The organism is Mesorhizobium sp. M1E.F.Ca.ET.041.01.1.1, from assembly GCF_003997355.1.
In the GTDB taxonomy this organism is placed as follows: Bacteria; Pseudomonadota; Alphaproteobacteria; order Rhizobiales; family Rhizobiaceae; genus Mesorhizobium.
The window spans coordinates 16,397-31,779 of sequence record NZ_RZSL01000011.1; the positions used below are offsets into that span (position 1 = coordinate 16,397).

16 protein-coding genes are annotated in these 15,383 nt (G+C 63.6%); 7 read left to right on the plus strand and 9 right to left on the minus strand.

What is annotated here, in order from left to right; all coding sequences use genetic code 11:
• Nucleotides 1-39: 39 nt before the first annotated feature.
• The gene (locus EOA38_RS02640) at nucleotides 40-960 is read left to right on the plus strand and encodes a LysR substrate-binding domain-containing protein (protein ID WP_127298363.1); all 921 of its coding nucleotides are present in this window, start codon (nucleotides 40-42) and stop codon (nucleotides 958-960) included.
• A gap of 260 nt (nucleotides 961-1,220) precedes the next feature.
• Here the strand turns inward: EOA38_RS02640 and der are convergent, their stop codons facing one another.
• Both der and EOA38_RS02655 read right to left on the minus strand, forming a co-directional pair.
• Entirely contained in the window at nucleotides 1,221-2,651 is a 1,431-nt protein-coding gene (gene der / locus EOA38_RS02650; RefSeq protein WP_127298364.1) for a ribosome biogenesis GTPase Der, read from the minus strand.
• Between the two features lie 6 nt (nucleotides 2,652-2,657).
• Complete coding sequence (locus tag EOA38_RS02655) at nucleotides 2,658-3,323, minus strand: tetratricopeptide repeat protein (protein WP_126095311.1); 666 nt, start codon at nucleotides 3,321-3,323, stop codon at nucleotides 2,658-2,660.
• Nucleotides 3,324-3,542: 219 nt separating this feature from the next.
• On the opposite strand from EOA38_RS02655, the gene EOA38_RS02660 reads away from it, so the two are divergent.
• Entirely contained in the window at nucleotides 3,543-4,559 is a 1,017-nt protein-coding gene (locus tag EOA38_RS02660; protein WP_127298365.1) for a polysaccharide deacetylase family protein, read from the plus strand.
• Nucleotides 4,560-4,597: 38 nt separating this feature from the next.
• On the opposite strand, the gene sbmA is transcribed toward EOA38_RS02660, so the two are convergent.
• The 3 genes from sbmA to EOA38_RS02680 all read right to left on the minus strand — a co-directional run bounded on the left by sbmA (nucleotide 4,598) and on the right by EOA38_RS02680 (nucleotide 7,701).
• Nucleotides 4,598-5,860: a peptide antibiotic transporter SbmA gene (gene sbmA, locus EOA38_RS02665; RefSeq protein ID WP_127298366.1), complete on the minus strand. Its 1,263-nt coding sequence runs from the start codon at nucleotides 5,858-5,860 to the stop codon at nucleotides 4,598-4,600.
• Nucleotides 5,861-5,981: 121 nt separating this feature from the next.
• Nucleotides 5,982-7,142 (minus strand): YbfB/YjiJ family MFS transporter, encoded by a 1,161-nt coding sequence (locus EOA38_RS02670; RefSeq protein ID WP_245480733.1) that lies wholly within the window; start codon nucleotides 7,140-7,142, stop codon nucleotides 5,982-5,984.
• A gap of 352 nt (nucleotides 7,143-7,494) precedes the next feature.
• The gene (locus EOA38_RS02680; RefSeq protein ID WP_127298367.1) at nucleotides 7,495-7,701 is read right to left on the minus strand and encodes a hypothetical protein; all 207 of its coding nucleotides are present in this window, start codon (nucleotides 7,699-7,701) and stop codon (nucleotides 7,495-7,497) included.
• 97 nt (nucleotides 7,702-7,798) lie between these two features.
• On the opposite strand from EOA38_RS02680, the gene EOA38_RS02685 reads away from it, so the two are divergent.
• From EOA38_RS02685 to EOA38_RS02695, 3 genes are all read left to right on the plus strand, one after another.
• Nucleotides 7,799-8,713, plus strand: a complete 915-nt coding sequence (locus EOA38_RS02685; protein WP_127298368.1) for a LysR substrate-binding domain-containing protein — start codon at nucleotides 7,799-7,801, stop codon at nucleotides 8,711-8,713.
• Nucleotides 8,714-8,894: 181 nt separating this feature from the next.
• Complete coding sequence (locus EOA38_RS02690) at nucleotides 8,895-10,151, plus strand: aminopeptidase (protein ID WP_127298369.1); 1,257 nt, start codon at nucleotides 8,895-8,897, stop codon at nucleotides 10,149-10,151.
• Between the two features lie 80 nt (nucleotides 10,152-10,231).
• Nucleotides 10,232-10,585: a DUF488 domain-containing protein gene (locus EOA38_RS02695; RefSeq protein WP_127221664.1), complete on the plus strand. Its 354-nt coding sequence runs from the start codon at nucleotides 10,232-10,234 to the stop codon at nucleotides 10,583-10,585.
• A 250-nt stretch (nucleotides 10,586-10,835) separates the two neighbouring features.
• Here EOA38_RS02695 and EOA38_RS02700 read toward each other — a convergent pair whose 3' ends face one another.
• A complete protein-coding gene (locus EOA38_RS02700; protein WP_127298370.1) occupies nucleotides 10,836-11,183 on the minus strand; it encodes an ArsC family reductase in 348 nt (115 codons plus the stop codon).
• A gap of 153 nt (nucleotides 11,184-11,336) precedes the next feature.
• Here EOA38_RS02700 and EOA38_RS02705 point away from each other — a divergent pair, with 153 nt between their 5' ends.
• The gene (locus EOA38_RS02705; RefSeq protein ID WP_127298371.1) at nucleotides 11,337-11,693 is read left to right on the plus strand and encodes a metalloregulator ArsR/SmtB family transcription factor; all 357 of its coding nucleotides are present in this window, start codon (nucleotides 11,337-11,339) and stop codon (nucleotides 11,691-11,693) included.
• A complete protein-coding gene (locus tag EOA38_RS02710) occupies nucleotides 11,690-12,169 on the plus strand; it encodes an SRPBCC family protein (RefSeq protein WP_127221658.1) in 480 nt (159 codons plus the stop codon). Before EOA38_RS02705 ends, EOA38_RS02710 begins: the two co-directional genes overlap by 4 nt.
• Before the next feature lie 93 nt (nucleotides 12,170-12,262).
• On the opposite strand, the gene EOA38_RS02715 is transcribed toward EOA38_RS02710, so the two are convergent.
• From EOA38_RS02715 to EOA38_RS02725, 3 genes are all read right to left on the minus strand, one after another.
• Nucleotides 12,263-12,616, minus strand: coding sequence for a nuclear transport factor 2 family protein (locus EOA38_RS02715; protein WP_126095322.1), 354 nt, complete (start codon nucleotides 12,614-12,616; stop codon nucleotides 12,263-12,265).
• A gap of 410 nt (nucleotides 12,617-13,026) precedes the next feature.
• On the minus strand, nucleotides 13,027-14,004 hold the full coding sequence (locus tag EOA38_RS02720; protein WP_127298372.1) for a 2-dehydropantoate 2-reductase: 978 nt from the start codon (nucleotides 14,002-14,004) through the stop codon (nucleotides 13,027-13,029).
• Nucleotides 14,004-15,383: acyl--CoA ligase (locus EOA38_RS02725; protein ID WP_127298373.1), on the minus strand; the 1,380-nt coding region annotated here is incomplete at its 5' end. The genes EOA38_RS02725 and EOA38_RS02720, both read right to left, overlap by 1 nt.

Below are 15,383 nucleotides of genomic sequence, written 5' to 3' on the forward strand. Positions count from 1 at the left end.
AAGTTTTTGATCAACAATCCTGAAAACAAGGATGATCTTATGCGACGCGTCACCTTCGACCTCGACGTCCTCAGGACTTTCGTCACCGGCATGGAACTGGGCAATTTCGCCAAGGCGGCCGAGCGGCTTGGCCGCTCGACCTCAGCCGTCAGCGCGCAACTGAAGAAGCTGGAGGAGCAGGCGGCGACGCCGATCTTCCGCAAGGCGGGCCGCGGCCTGGCGCTCACCGAAGCCGGCGAGACCATGCTCGGCTATGCGCGGCGCCTGATCGAGCTCAATGACGAGGCGGCTTCCGCCATCCGCGACGTCGAGCTGGAAGGCTGGGTGCGGCTTGGCCTGCAGGAGGATTTCGGCGAAGCCGTGCTCCCCGAAGTGCTCGGCCGCTTCGCCCGCGCCCATCCCAAGGTGCGGATCGAAGCGCGGATCGGACGCAGCCATGAACTTGCCGAGCGTGTCCTGTCCGGCAGCCTCGACATTGCGCTCGCCTGGCATGACGGCACGACGCTGCCCTACAGCCGGCATGTGGCCGACGTGCAGGCGCGCTGGATCGGCCCGGCGAAACCGGTGGAGGCGGGTTCCCGCAACGGCGAGGCGCTGCCGCTGGTGGTGTTCGAAGCACCCTGCCTGCTGCGCACCGTGGCGACGGAGACGCTCGACCGCGCTGGCCTCGCCTGGCGCATGGCATTCTCCAGCCCAAGCCTTGGCGGCATCTGGGCGGCGGTGGCGGCTGGATTGGGCCTGACGATCCGCACCGATATCGGCCTGCCCGCCAACGTCAGGGCGCTCGCGCCCGGCGTGCTCGGGCTGCCGGCACTGCCGAAGATGGCGCTGCATCTGCATCAGAAGGACGCCGAGCTCGATCCGGTGGCGGCGCGGCTGGCGGAGATTCTGCTGCAGTCGGCGATCGAGGCGCTGCCTGAGGGGGCGCGAACCGGTGATGGGTTGCGAGAGGTCGCTTAGCTTTTTCGGACAAGCATCACAGCAAGTCGGAGCATCCAGCGTCGAGTTCCTTCACACCCCCCTCTGTCCTACCGGACATCTCCCCCGCAAGGGGGGAGATTGGATTTCGCTTATGCTTTCGCCAATCTCCAACGTTGCAGGACGAGCGCCGTCAGCAGAGCTGCTGATCTCCCCCCTTGCGGGGGAGATGCCCGGCAGGGCAGAGGGGGGTGCTGTCCCGCCAGCGTTGCGAAGATCCTGCCCTGCAATAGAGGATAACCTTACCGCTTCTTCGCCCGGCCGGCGAAAGGATTTTCCGAGGTGCGCAGCGCCATCCGGATCGGCACGCCGGGCATGTCGAAGGCCTCGCGCAGGCTGTTCGACAGATAGCGGACATAGGATTGCGGCATCACGTCCGGGCGCGAGCAGGAGACGACGAAGCCCGGCGGGCGGGTCTTGGCCTGGGTGACGTATTTGATCTTCAGCCGGCGGCCGGCGACGGCGGGCGGCGGATGATGGGCGAGGATGCCTTCCAGCCAGCGGTTCAGCTTGCCGGTGGAGACGCGGCTGTTCCAGACCTTGTGCGTCTTGATGACGGCTTCCATCAGCCGGTCGAGGCCGCGCCCGGTTTCGGCCGAGACGGTCACCGCCTGGATGCCGCGCACCTGGGGAAGAAGCCGCTCGGTCTTCTCGCGCAGCTCGGCCAGAAGCTCCTGCGGGTTGTCGATCAGGTCCCATTTGTTGAAGGCGATCACCGGCGCGCGGCCCTCGCGGATGATGAGGTCCGCGATCTGCAGATCCTGCTTCTCGAAGGGGATGGTGGCGTCGAGCATGATGATGACGATCTCGGCGAAGCGGATGGCGCGCAGGCCGTCCTGCACCGAAAGCTTCTCGAGTTTTTCCTGGACCTTCGACTTGCGCCGCATGCCGGCCGTGTCGAACAGTTTTATCCGGCGGCCGCGCCAGTCCCAGTCGACCGAGATGGAATCGCGGGTGATGCCGGCTTCCGGGCCGGTCAGCAGCCGCTCCTCGCCGATCAGCGCATTGATCAGCGTCGACTTGCCGGCATTGGGGCGACCGACGACGGCGATGCGCAGCGGCTTGGTGTCGTCATAGGTGGGCTCGGCATCGGGATCGGCGATATCCTCGCCGATCAGCACCTCGCTCACGGCGATCTCGTCACCCGCTTCTTCCTCGTCCTCGCCGAAGGCGCGTTCCTCGCCGAGCGCCGCGATCACCGCGTCGCGCAGGTCGGGCATGCCCTGGCCATGCTCGGCCGAGACGGGGATCGGCTCGCCGAGGCCAAGCTCCCAGGCTTCCAGCATGCCGGCTTGCGCACCACGCGCCTCGGCCTTGTTGGCGACCAGCACGACCGGCTTGCCGGATTTGCGGACCACCTCGGCGAAGGTCCGGTCGTCGGGCATCAGGCCGGATTTGGCGTCGACGGTGAAGAAGATCAGGTCGGCTTCGCGGATCGCGATCTCGGTCTGCTGGCGCATGCGGCCGGGCAGCGTCGAGGCCGCCGCATCCTCGAAGCCGGCGGTGTCGATGACGTCGAAGTGAAGATCGTAAAGCTTGGCGGGATGCACACGACGGTCACGCGTCACCCCCGGCGTGTCGTCGACAAGCGCCAGCTTCTTTCCCACCAGCCGATTGAAAAGAGTCGATTTGCCGACGTTAGGCCGGCCGATGATGGCGACTTTGAAGCCCATCTGAGGTCACGACGCGTTGCCCGACCCGCGGATCAGTTCGGACATCAACTGCGCCCGCTGGCGCACATTGCGCGGGGCGCCGTCATCCGAAGAGATCTGGTCGAACAGTTTGAGCGCGTCGGCCGACTTGCCTTCCTTCCAGGCGGCAAGACCAAGCGCCTCGCGCGCGGAATGGCGCAGCGGATTGGTGTCGGCGGTCAGCGCCTCGACCCGGCTGGAAACATCGGCGAAGGAGCCGTGGTCGACCAGCAGCAGCGCTGCCCTTAGGCGAGCCATATCACGTATGCCGGCGGGAATTGCGCTGTCGGCGGCGACCTCGTCGAAGTCCTTGACGGCGGCGTCGACATCGCCCTTGTCGGCTTTGACGGTCGCCGCGCGCATGCGGGCGAGCAGCGGATAGGCGCCGTAGCCGTCCTTTTCCAGTTGATCGAGAGCCGCGATCGCCTCGTCGTTCTTGCCCTCATTGGCAAGCTTGAGGGCAGCTGAGAAGGCATCGCCCGAGCGGTTGGCACGGGTCTCGTCCCAGTAGCGGTAGCCAACGACGGCGGCAGTGCCGACCACCACCAAGATGGCAAGGCCAAGCAACGCCGGACCAAAACGGTCCCACAGCGCCTGCGCCTGGTCGCGGCGAATCTCCTCGTTGACTTCGCGGATAAAACTGTCGTCCGACATCAATCAAAAACCATTGCGGCCAAAAAACCATCACGCCCCTTGGCGGGGCGCTTCTTGAGCCCGCGTTTTAGCGAAATTTTGTCGGCATGGAAGGGGTCCGACCGGAAAATCGGCGGGACAATCTAGAGCGGCTTGCAGGCGAGCCGGAACGTACCGATGCCACATTTGGCCGATAGCCGGCTTTTCAATAGTCTGAAAGATCGCCCCGAAAGGCAACCAGTGCCACATCCGTTCCGCATCCTTGCGTTCAGTCTTGCTTCGCTAGCCACCTGCGTTGCCGGGGCTTTCGCCGATCCGCCCAAATCGCCGGAGCCGATACCGGTGAAGCCGAAGCAGATCGTCCTCATCTCCTTCGACAGCGCGCGCGAGATTTCGCAATGGGAACGCAGCCGCGCGCTGGCGAAGCGCACCGGCGCGCATTTCACCTATTTTCTGTCCTGCGTCTTCCTGCTCTCGCCGGACACGCGCGCTGAGTACATCGCGCCCGGCAAAGGCGCCAGCAAATCGAATATCGGCTTTGCCGCCTCGAAACAGGAGGTGGCGGACCGGCTCGAACAGATCCGGCTCGCGGCCGCCGAAGGCCACGACATCGGCAGCCATGCCTGCGGCCATTTCGACGGCAAGGACTGGAGCAAGGCCGACTGGCTGGCCGAGTTCGGCGCATTCCGACGCATCTTCGAAAATGCCTATGCGATCAACGGCATCTCGCCCGAGCCGCCCGGCTGGCGCGATTTCGCCCGTCATGCCGTGACCGGTTTTCGCGCGCCGTACCTGTCGACCGACAAGGCGCTTTACGAAGCGCTGCCCGAAGCCGGCTTCCAGTACGACGCGAGCGGTGTCTCGAACGGTCCTGCCCCGCCGCCGACGAGGAACGGCGTCACGCATTTTGCATTGCCGCTGATTCCGGAAGGGCCGAAATCAAAGCCGGTGGTCGCCATGGATTATAATCTCTATGTTCGCCATTCGGGCGGCTTCGAGGAGCCGGCCAAGGCGTCCGAATTCGCCGACCGCGCCTATCATGCGTTCCGCGCCGCCTTCAATGCGCAGTACAACGGCAAGCGCCTTCCGCTCGAGCTCGGCTTCCACTTCACGCAGATGAACGGCGGCACCTACTGGGAGGCGCTGGAGCGCTTTGCCGGCGAGGTCTGCGTAAAAGCCGATGTCGAGTGCATCAGCTTCCGCGACTATGTCGCGCGGCAACACCCAGGCGAAGCACAGGCAGCAGTCGGCGGCTGAGCCGCCAACGGCCTTGCTTCATAGTGTTGGATCCACCGTCAGGCTGGATCAGGTTCACTTGCCCCGCGCTTGATATAACGCCGGTCGATGCCTGGCAGCGGTTCGCCCTTGATCGTGGCTTCGAACGCGCGCAGGCGCTTGTAGATCGACAACAATTCGACGATCGTTGTCCAAGAATTGACCAGATACTGAAATGACGTCCGCACCTGCTCGAAAGCATTTAGAATCTGATTCAGGGCACCCAGCGTAATTTTGCCGGCAATAATGGTTGGCGTCAGAACTATATAAGGAAAAATGTTGTCTGTCTGCAGATATATGATGCGAGCAACATTGAAATACATATAGTTGAAATAAAGTCTGAAATAATTCCTCCGTACATTCTGGAAAAGCTCCGCCACCGTCGGCGGCTGTGCTCGTTCTACATCGTCCTCGCCGTAGACCAATTCTTTTCGGTAAGCGGCCTCAACACGCTGATTCCTAAATTGCAACCCTGGCAGCCTGATGCCTACTATCGCCAGGAAAGTCGTTCCAAACAGCGACCAGACAATTGCTACCACTACAAGCGCGTTTGGCACATGGCCGACCAACGGAAGATCGGTAACGTTGGCCGACAGCCGCATCAGCACCGGCAAGAAGGCGATCAAAGTCATGACCGACTCGACGAGGCTGACGCCCAGGCCCTCCATCGTCGTTGAAAACCGCATTGTGTCTTCTTGAACGCGCTGAGAGGCCCCTTCGATGTTACGCAGGCGATCCCAGTTAGCCATGTAGTACTCGTTCATCGCCGTACGCCAACGAAAGATGTAGTGGCTGACGAAGAAGCGGGTCAACACGCCAACGACAACGGCGACAAACGCAATGCCGGCGAAGTCCGCAAGGTCATGATAGAATTCGGCGTTCGTAACTGGCCTCGACTTGGACAGAGCCGCCTGGATTAGATCGTAGAAGGGGCCATACCAATTATTGATCGCTACGCTGACTTGAACTTGAAAGTACGTGGTGAACAGAATCAGCGACGAGCCAAGGATCGACCAGCCGCGCCATGGATGCGGAGAATACCATCTCCAGAACGCATAAAAGATCCCAACGGCCGCCGCAAAATACACATAGAACCAAAGAAAGGGCGGCGACAAAAAAACCGCGACGCCAATGATCGGCGGCGCGTCGGCTGCTGCCGGCGGCAGCCCGAGCAGGGCACCGACTTCCGCACCGCCGAAGAACCAGACAAGGACTAGAAAAAGGCTCCAGACGGCGGCCGAGGTATAGAAGAGCTTCGGCTGCGGGAAGAAGGATACGAACACTGTGGCGGGTTTCCTCGGTCTGACCGCAAATCAGCGGCATTGCTGTTCGGCGGGCATAAGGTCACACATTAGTGGGAAAGAAAATGCCCTGCCCTGCGCCCGGCACGAGCAAGACCACAAATCATGGCGATTTTGGCGCAGCCGTCCAGCCAATGACGCCGGAAACCAGCAGGGCGACCGCGGCCATGATCGAGGCAAGCACGTAATTGCCGGAAGCCTGGGCGAGCAGGCCGGCGGCGACCGGGCCGATGATCTGACCGAGGCCGAAGGCGGCGGTCATCACCGCGAAGATGCGGCGCGGCACCTGCGGCGCAAGCCGCCTTCCCGCCTGCAGCCCGAGCGCGGTGATGGCGATGAAGGTGCCGCCGAGCAGGACGCCTGCGAGAAGCGGTCCGGCAAAACCTTTGACGACGACGCTGGCGGTGACGCCGACCACCTCGACCAGGCAACTCACGCAGTAAGCCGCATAGAGCCCGATCCTGACGGCGAACTTCTGCCAGAACCAGGTCGCCGGAAAACCAGCAAGTCCGGTGACCATCCAGACGGTTGCCTCGAAGACACGTCCGCCGCCGCCCTGGCGGACGATGGCGACCAGGAAGGTGGCGGTCACCACATAGCCGAAGCCGAACAGCCCGTAGGCGAGGATCATCTTTGCCAGCGACCTGTCCTTCGGCAGCGCCGGTTCAGGCCCGTCGACACCGTTCGCAGGTACGGCGGAGCCGGCGAGCAGCGCGACGAGAAGCAGGCCGACAGCAGAAATCGCTGCCGACCACAGCCAGCCCGCAGGCCAGCCTGCATGGGAGGTAACGAGAATGGCCAGCAGCGCCGAGGATGCCGCGATACCCAGCCCGACGCCACCGAAATGCAGTGCCTGGAGGTCGTTGCGGCCGGCTTCGGCAAGATGGCTGAAGACGATCGACGACATGAACACCATGACGAAGGCGCTGGCGAGGCCGGCGAGAAAGCGGATGACGATGAATGCCGCTATCGTCCCGTTCAATCCCATCAGTCCCGCAAGCACGGCGCTGGCGGCAAGGCTGGAAAACATCAGCAGGCGCTCGCGGCCGTGCGCCCAGCCGCCTGCCGCGGCGAGCGCGCCGATCAGGTAGCCGAGATAGTTGGCCGAGGCGATCCAGCCGGCATCGGCCGGCGTCAGATGCAGGTCTTCCATCATGCCGGGCAGGATCGGCGTGTAGACGAAGCGGCCGATGCCCATGGCGACGGCGAGCGCAACCATGCCGGCGACGGCAAGGCGTAAGGGAGATGGCGCGGCGACGTTCATTGCGGCGCAACATAGGTGTGTGCGCTGGCGAAACAACGCGCTTGTGTTGGGCCAGTTCGGCGGCAAGGCGCCTTCGACGCCTTGGCTCTTGACGTTAGAAACTTTCGACGTCGGCGCCGCCCCTCATCCGCCTGCCGGCACCTTCTCCCCGTATAGTGACGGGGAGAAGGTGGCTGGCCGCAGCCTCGGCGCCTTCTTGCAACGTTGGTGATTGGCGAAACCGGCGATGAGAGCGTCCTTCTCCCCGTCACTATACGGGGAGATGTGCCCGGCATGGCGATGAGGGGCGGCGCCGACTTCGATGAAGTTTGGCGCCTTTGTAGGAGCAGAGAGCAATTATCGGTGCTGTCGATCAGCGGCACCCCGCTCCTGCCGTCTCGTAGGCCGTGCGGCCGGCCGTCAGCCGGAACGGCATGTCGCCGAGTTCGCGCTCCGACATGGTGTCGAGCACCGGATGCGACAACGGGTCGACGACCCAGCGGGCGATCTCGCCGTCATCATACCGGTCCTTTATCGGCGCGGCGCTGGAAAGCCCCCTCAGCAAAGATAAAATCTTCATCGGATTGCCTCCAAGATCTGGCCTATGTCAGCTAGAATCAGCCTTTCCTCGTCAGGTTTCAATTGAGATTTCGGCCCGACCGGTTTAGAAAAACTGAATGGCTATGCTGAACCGCGTCCATCTCAATGGCCTGCGCGCCGTCGAAACCGTCGCCCGGCTGGGCTCGCTTGCCGCCGCGGCGGCCGAACTCAACGTTTCGGTCAGCGCGGTCAGCCAGCAGATCAAGCGCACCGAAAAGCAGCTCGGCCAGGCACTGTTCGAGCGGACACCGGGCGGGCTGGTGCTGACCGAATTCGGCACTGTCTTCACGACCAGATTGAGCGCGGCTTTCCGCGAGCTCGCGCAGGCTGTGGCACTGGCCGGCGAAGCGACTGAATGCACGCTGGTGGTGTCGGTGGCGCCGGCCTTCGCCTCGAAATGGCTGCTGCCAAGGCTGTCGCGGCATTTCGCCCGGCATCCGAACGTTCTGCTGCGCATCGACGCTTCCGCCCGGGTCGCCGATCTCGACCATTCCGACATCGACATCGCCATCCGGCTCGGCGACGGCAAGTGGCCTGGCGGCCGGGCGGAACTGCTGCTCGCGCAAGAGGTGTTTCCGGTCTGCGCGCCATCGATCGCGGCCAAGCTCAAGTCGATCGAGGACCTGACGCAGACCTGCGCCATCACCGACGAGCGAGCGATGATCAATTGGGAAAGCTGGTTCGAGGCGGCAGGGGTGGAACCGGTCACATTCCTGAAAGGCGCGCGCTTCACCGATCCGATGCTTTGCCTGGAATCGGCGATCGCCGGCCATGGCGTGATGCTCGCCTGGCAATTGCTGACGGCCGACGCGCTGGCCGACGGACGGCTGGTCGCACCCTTCGGCGTGCGGGCTGAGAGCGGGCTGGGCTATTGGCTGGTGACTTCGGCGACAAAAAGCGAGAGCCGCAAGGTGCGCGATTTCAAGGCCTGGATCCGCGAGGAGATCGAGGCGACGATGGCGCAGTTCAGTGCGCTCGACAGCGCCGCTTAAGCTCGTTTGAGCATGATCTTTTCCGAACCGAAGGTCAGCGCAGCAAAAACCGCTACACACTTTTCGCTAACGCGGTCCGGTTCGGGATCATGCTCTGAACAGGCCCAGTCGATCGCGGTGGAAAGGCCAACCGCGCCGGTCTATGTAAGGACCAGACCCCAACAAAATGGCAGGCAGGATCATGACCACACATTCGCGCGGCGTCTCAGCAACGATCGACCCGGTGAAGCTCGACAGACTGGCCGAGGTTGCGATCAAGGTCGGGCTGCAACTGCAGCCCGGACAGGATCTGGTGCTGACGTCGTCGATCGCGGCGCTGCCGCTGACCAGGCGCATCGTCGAGCACGCCTACAAGGCCGGCGCCGGGCTGGTGACGCCGATCTTCAACGACGACGAGATCACGCTGGCGCGCTTCCGCTATGGCACTGATGCCGGCTTCGACCGCGCCGCCGGCTGGCTCTATGAGGGCATGGCGAAAGCCTTCGCCAACAATGCCGCGCGGCTCGCGGTGCGCGGCGAGGATCCATCGCTGTTATCGGCGCAGGACCCCGCCAAGGTGGCGCGCGCCAACAAGGCGAACTCGATGGCCTACCGGCCGGCGCTGGAGAAGATCACCGGCTTCGACATCAACTGGAACATCGTCGCCTATCCCGACCTCGCCTGGGCGAAGCAGGTCTTTCCGGGCGAGCCCGACGACGTTGCGGTGGTGAAGCTCGCGGACGCAATCTTCTCGGCCTCGCGTGTGGATGTCGAGGATCCGATCGGCAACTGGAAGGCGCACAACGCCGCGCTGGCCGAGCGCACCAAATGGCTGAACGGCCACAATTTCCATTCCCTGCATTTCACCGGGCCGGGCACCGACCTGACGGTCGGATTGGCGGAAGGCCATGAATGGATGGGCGGCGCCTCGACGGCGAAGAACGGCATCACCTGCAACCCGAACATCCAGACCGAGGAGGTCTTCACCACGCCGCATGCAAGGCGCGTCGAAGGCCATGTCTCCTCGACCAAGCCGCTCTCCTACCAGGGCACGCTGATCGACAAGATTTCGGTGCGCTTTGAGGGCGGGCGGATCGTCGAGGCCAAGGCTTCGAAGGGCGAGGACGTCTTGAAAAAGGTGCTCGACACCGACGAGGGCGCGCGCCGCCTCGGCGAAGTGGCGCTGGTGCCGCATTCCTCGCCGATCTCGAAGAGCGGTCTTTTGTTCTTCAACACGCTGTTCGACGAGAACGCCGCCTGCCACATCGCGCTCGGACAATGCTATTCGAAGTGCTTCGTCAACGGCGCTTCGCTCAGCCAGGACGAGATCGCCGAGCGCGGCGGCAACAAGAGTTTTATCCACATCGACTGGATGATCGGCTCGGACAAGGTCGACATCGACGGCCTCGGCAAGGACGGCAGCCGCGTGCCGGTCATGCGCAAGGGTGAGTGGGCATAACAGGACTCATTGTTTTCACGCAATTCCGGACGGAAAACCGCTGCACACTTTTCCTGGAATTGCTTGGCAAGGGAGGCGTAATGGCCTTCGACATTGCGGTGAAGCGTGTTTACGAGACACCCGAAAAGACCGACGGCCAGCGAGTGCTGGTCGACCGCGTCTGGCCGCGCGGCGTTGCCAAGATGGATGCCGCGCTGGCGCTCTGGCTGAAGGAGATCGCGCCAAGCGACGCGTTGCGCAAATGGTTCGGACATGAGCCCGAGCGTTGGGCCGAGTTCCAGAAGCGGTACCACGCCGAGCTTGACCGGAATGAGGAAGCGGTGGCGCAACTGCGCGGCCTGTTGCGCGAAGGCAAGGTGACGCTGCTCTACGGCGCGCATGACGAGGCGCACAACAATGCGGTGGCGCTGGCGGGGTATTTGAGGCAGGCGTGAAGGGCTCGCGCAACGCTCGCGATTTGCGAAAGCCGAGGTGACGTCCGATCTCCCCCCTTGGGGGGGGAGATGCCCGGCAGGGCAGAGGGGGGTGCTGTCCCTCCGGCCTCTCAACCGTTCACTGCCGCGCACCGAAACAGGTTCGCGCTGGGGCAGACCGACCAGCCTCGCGTTCCTTCACACCCCGCTCTGGCCTGCCGGCCATCTCCCCCGCAAGGGGGGAGATTGGCAGCTTCGCCGTGCCGCTACCCTACCTCACCGCCCCCTCATAAACCTCCGCCTTGAACCCAACCAGAATGCGGTCGCCGACTTCCAGCACGGGGCGCTTGATCATGGTCGGCTTGGCGAGCATCAGCGCCTTGGCCTTCTTCTCGTCGAGCGCTTCCTTGTCCTTCTGCGGCAGCTCGCGGAACGTGGTGCTGCCCTTGTTGAGCAGCTTTTCCCAGCCGACCTTGCCGACCCAGCCTTTCAGCCTTTCCGCCTCGATCCCTTCGGCGCGGTAGTCATGAAAGCGATACGGCACGCCGTGGCTCTCCAGCCAGACGCGCGCCTTCTTGATCGTGTCGCAGTTGGTGATGCCGTACATGGTGATCGTCAATTCGGACCTCGGGCGGATGGATTGCGAATCTGGCGGAACCCTAGGCCTGCCCTGCCCGCTTTGCCAGCGCTTTGCCGCAGCCTGGATTTTGGCGCTTGCCAATACTAAGGTTTTTTCCTAAGTATTATCCAAAACCCAAGGAGCAGATGGCCGATGATCAGCCTGCAGCCCGGCAGTCAGAGCACGCCGCCGATCGACGGCATCTTCCGCGCGCTCGCCGATCCGACGCGCCGGCGTGTGGTGGAGCGGCTGAACAGAAGCCTGGCCTCGGTCAGCGAACTGGCGGAGCCTTTCGCCATGGCGCTGCCCTCCTTCGTCGAGCACCTCAAGGTGCTTGAGGGCTGCGGGCTGGTGCAGTCGGAAAAGGCCGGCCGTGTCAGGACCTATCGGCTCTCGCCCGAGCCGCTGAAGCTGGCGGAAAACTGGCTCGCCGAGCAGCGCGCGCTGTGGGAGCGCCGCCTCGACCAGTTCGACGCCTATGTGATGAACCTCAAGGAGAACGAAAAGTGAGCTATCCGTTCAAGCCCAATCCAAAGCTGGACCTGACGCTGGAGCGCTTCCTGGATGCGCCGCGTGAATTGCTGTGGCGCGCCTGGACGAAGCCGGAGCATGTCAAGCAATGGTTCACACCGAAGCCATGGATCATCACCGACTGCGAGATCGATCTCAGGCCCGGCGGCCTGTTCCGCACGCGCATGCAGTCGCCCGACGGAAAAGAGGTCAGCGACCGCCATTGCTGCTATCTCGAGATCGTGCCGCATGAACGGCTGGTGTGGACCGACGCGCTGCTGCCGGGCTACCGACCGTCCGGCGAGCCTTTCATCACCGCGGTTATCGCTCTCACGCCCGAAGGCAAAGGCACGCGCTACACCGCCACCGCCATCCACCGCGACGAGGCGACGCGCAACAAACACGAGGAGATGGGTTTCTTCGATGGCTGGGGCACGGTGGCCGACCAGCTTGCGGAATATGTGAAGACGATTTGAGAAGCTGGCATGGCGGCCGGAATATCATCCTGGCCACCATCTCTGATTTCAAATTATGCAGCGAAGAGGCGAGACGCCTGAGGCCGATCGGCCTCAATAGTAAAAGCGCTCTTCGCTGATTTTGCCTTTCTTGACCGTATAGAGGCCAACTTCATCCATTTTGACGCGTTCGCCGGTCGATTTGGGCGTCACGTCGAAGCTGAAGCGCAAAGCGAATTGGTCGCCATTGACATAGGGACCCTCGACCGAGCCGCCATGAACCTCGTGGTTGGCTTCCCACCACTCGCCCTTCTGCTTGACGGCTTCCTTGCCGTTGCAAACAGCCATCGGGCCTTCCATCGCTTCGTAGCTGACGATGTCGTCGGCATTGTACTTCGCGGCAGCGCTGTGGCTGTCGCCCTGCTTGAGGAGTTCGGTGAAATCCTTGGCAATTTCGGCAGTGGTCATGACTTCCTCTCTTTCCAGACGCATTCCAAGTAGGGCGCCGCCTGCCGGCCGGCCACCGTGGGCCCGCTGGCAGCTGACAATCCGTGTCAGGATCGTCGCGCATTGCGACGCGGCGATCAGGGACCAACGATCCAGGTCCTGTAGATCGTCAGGCCGCGCAAGCTGTGAATAAGAATGAACTTCCTTGCTACGAAGCTGATTGGATCGATGGGCTGCCTAGGAATGAATTTCTCGTCATAGGCAAGCGTCATGTGCGGAACAAAATGATCTGCTGCCTCGGGGGAAGCGGGATGCCGAAATCTAACTCTTGCTGCCGATACATCTGCACTCGTTCGGCTGAGGAACGCTCCCGATAAGTTTTGTTAAAGAGTCAAGTGCAGCAAGGGTCGGCGAATTTCACCAGTGGTGCGTCAATAACACCCGTGTTCGATCGCCAGCCGCCGCACCAGCGCCAGCACGCTGTCGATGGTGGGCGTCGGTTGGCCGGTCAGGCGGCCGAGTTCCTGCACGGCGCACACCAGCGCATCGATCTCCATCGGGCGGCCGCGCTCCAGATCCTGCAGCATCGAGGTCTTGTGCTCGCCGACATCGCCGGCGCCCTTGATGCGACGGTCGACGGCAACAGGAAAACGCACGCCGAGGCTTTCGCCGATCGCCTGCGCCTCGAGCATCATGGCACGGGCGACGGCGCGCGTACCTTCATCGGCAACGATTGCTGCAAGCGTGCTGCCGGTCAGCGCCGAGATCGGGTTGAAGGAGAGATTGCCCCAGAGCTTCACCCATATCTCGGAGCGGATATCCTCGCGGACCGGCGCCTGCAGCCCGGCTTTGACCATTTCGCGCGCCAGCGCAGTCACACGCTCGCTCTTCTCGCCCGAAGGCTCGCCGAGCGAAAAGCGCGTACCCTCGACATGGCGGATCAGGCCGGGCGCGTCGACCTCGGCAGCGGGATAGACGACCGAGCCGACGACGCGCTCCGGACCGATGCTTTGCCAGATCGCGCCGCCGGGATCGACGGCTTGGATGCGGGTGCCCTCGAGCGCACCGCCAATTTTGTAGAAATACCACCAGGGCACGCCGTTCTGCATGGTGACGACGGCGGTCCCCTCGCCCAGCAGCGGCGCGATCTGGTCGAGCGCAGGCGCCAGCGAATGCGCCTTCAGCGCCAGCACGACATAATCCTGCTTGCCGAGTTCCTCGGCGCGCGCCGCCGCCCGCACCGAAGCCACCGACTCCTTGCCGTCCTCGATCAGCCGAAGGCCGTCGGCCTTGATGGCTTCGAGATGCGCGCCGCGGGCAACAATCGACAGATCGACCCGGCCGGGAATCGCCAGCTTGGCGGCGAGATAGCCGCCGATGGCGCCGGCGCCGAAGACAGTGATGCGCATCAGCCGAGACCGAGCTTCGCCGCGAGGCCTATGCGCTGCAGCTTGCCGGTGGCGCCCTTCGGGATCTCGTCGAGGATCAACACCTTGCGCGGCACCTTGAAATCGGCGAGCCGGGTCGATGCAAAGCCACGGATATCGGCCTCGCTGGCGCTCTGGCCTTCGCGCAGCACGACCGCAGCGGCGACCTCTTCGCCGAGCTTGTCATGCGGCATGGCGAAGGTGACGACCTGCGCCACGGCCGGATGGTCCATCAGCACGCCATCGACCTCGAGCGGTGAGATTTTTTCGCCGCCGCGGTTGATGATCTCCTTCAGCCGGCCGGTGACGCGCAGGTAGTTGTCCTCGTCGAGCACGCCCTGGTCGCCGGTGTGGAACCAGCCATGCGCGAAGGCGCTGGCATTGGCGTCCGCATTCTTCTCATAGCCGGCGGTGACATTCGGCCCGCGAATGACGATCTCGCCGACTTCGCCCGCTTTGAGCAAGCGTCCGTCCGGGGCCATGACGGCCACTTCCGGTCCAGCCGCCGCGCCGACGCTGCCCGGCTTGCGCTGTCCAGGCGGCAGCCGGTTGGACGCCATCTGATGCGAGGCTTCGGTCATGCCGTAGGACTCGATCACCGGGCAGCCGAATGTCGCCTCGAGCTCGGCCATGACCTGCGCCGGCAGGGACGCCGACGAGGAGCGGATGAAGCGCAGCTTCGCCTCGGCCAGCTGCTCGGGATTGCGCGCGGCGCGCGGCAGGATCGCCTGATGCATGGTCGGCACCGCCGTGTACCAGTTGGGCTTCGCTTCAGAGAGCCATTGGAAGAAGCGCAACGCGTTGAAGCCCGGCGTGCAGAAGACGCTGCCGCCGGCGGCAAGCGAGGACAGCACCGCCGCGATCAGCCCGTGGATGTGGAACAGCGGCATGATGTTGAGGCAGCGGTCGGCCGGTGTCAGGCTGAGCGTCGCGCCGATGTGAGCGGCCGAGGCGGCGAGGTTGGCGTGGCTGAGCGGCACCAGTTTTGGACGCGAGGTGGTGCCGGAGGTGTGAAGAAGAAGTGCCGTGTCGCTGTCCTCGGCCAAAGCGGATTCGACCGGCGGGCCGACCGGATCGCCCTCGATGATGAAGACACCAGCCGGCGCACCCACCGGTACGACAAGGCGCAGCACGGGGATACCGAGGCGTTCGGCAACTTCCACCGATGGCCCCCGCTCGTCCTTGCCGACGAGAATCGCCTTCACGCCAATGTCGCTGAGATAAAAGTCGAGCTCGTCGGCGCGATAGGCCGGATTGAGCGGCGCGGTGGATGCGGCGGCGGCGACCGTGATGAAGGCCGTCGCCATCTCCGGTCCGTTCGGCAGCACGATGGCGACGCGGTCGCCACGGCCGATGCCTGT

What these genes read in the sequence shown, in the direction of transcription:
- der (WP_127298364.1), bottom strand. Translation starts at nt 2,651, where the DNA reads ATGGGCTTCAAAGTCGCCATCATCGGCCGGCCTAACGTCGGCAAATCG.
- EOA38_RS02705 (WP_127298371.1), top strand. Translation starts at nt 11,337, where the DNA reads ATGATCAGCCTGCAGCCCGGCAGTCAGAGCACGCCGCCGATCGACGGC.
- EOA38_RS02695 (WP_127221664.1), top strand. Translation starts at nt 10,232, where the DNA reads ATGGCCTTCGACATTGCGGTGAAGCGTGTTTACGAGACACCCGAAAAG.
- EOA38_RS02720 (WP_127298372.1), bottom strand. Translation starts at nt 14,004, where the DNA reads ATGCGCATCACTGTCTTCGGCGCCGGCGCCATCGGCGGCTATCTCGCC.
- EOA38_RS02715 (WP_126095322.1), bottom strand. Translation starts at nt 12,616, where the DNA reads ATGACCACTGCCGAAATTGCCAAGGATTTCACCGAACTCCTCAAGCAG.
- EOA38_RS02685 (WP_127298368.1), top strand. Translation starts at nt 7,799, where the DNA reads ATGGCTATGCTGAACCGCGTCCATCTCAATGGCCTGCGCGCCGTCGAA.
- EOA38_RS02640 (WP_127298363.1), top strand. Translation starts at nt 40, where the DNA reads ATGCGACGCGTCACCTTCGACCTCGACGTCCTCAGGACTTTCGTCACC.
- EOA38_RS02680 (WP_127298367.1), bottom strand. Translation starts at nt 7,701, where the DNA reads ATGAAGATTTTATCTTTGCTGAGGGGGCTTTCCAGCGCCGCGCCGATA.
- EOA38_RS02670 (WP_245480733.1), bottom strand. Translation starts at nt 7,142, where the DNA reads ATGAACGTCGCCGCGCCATCTCCCTTACGCCTTGCCGTCGCCGGCATG.
- EOA38_RS02655 (WP_126095311.1), bottom strand. Translation starts at nt 3,323, where the DNA reads ATGTCGGACGACAGTTTTATCCGCGAAGTCAACGAGGAGATTCGCCGC.
- EOA38_RS02690 (WP_127298369.1), top strand. Translation starts at nt 8,895, where the DNA reads ATGACCACACATTCGCGCGGCGTCTCAGCAACGATCGACCCGGTGAAG.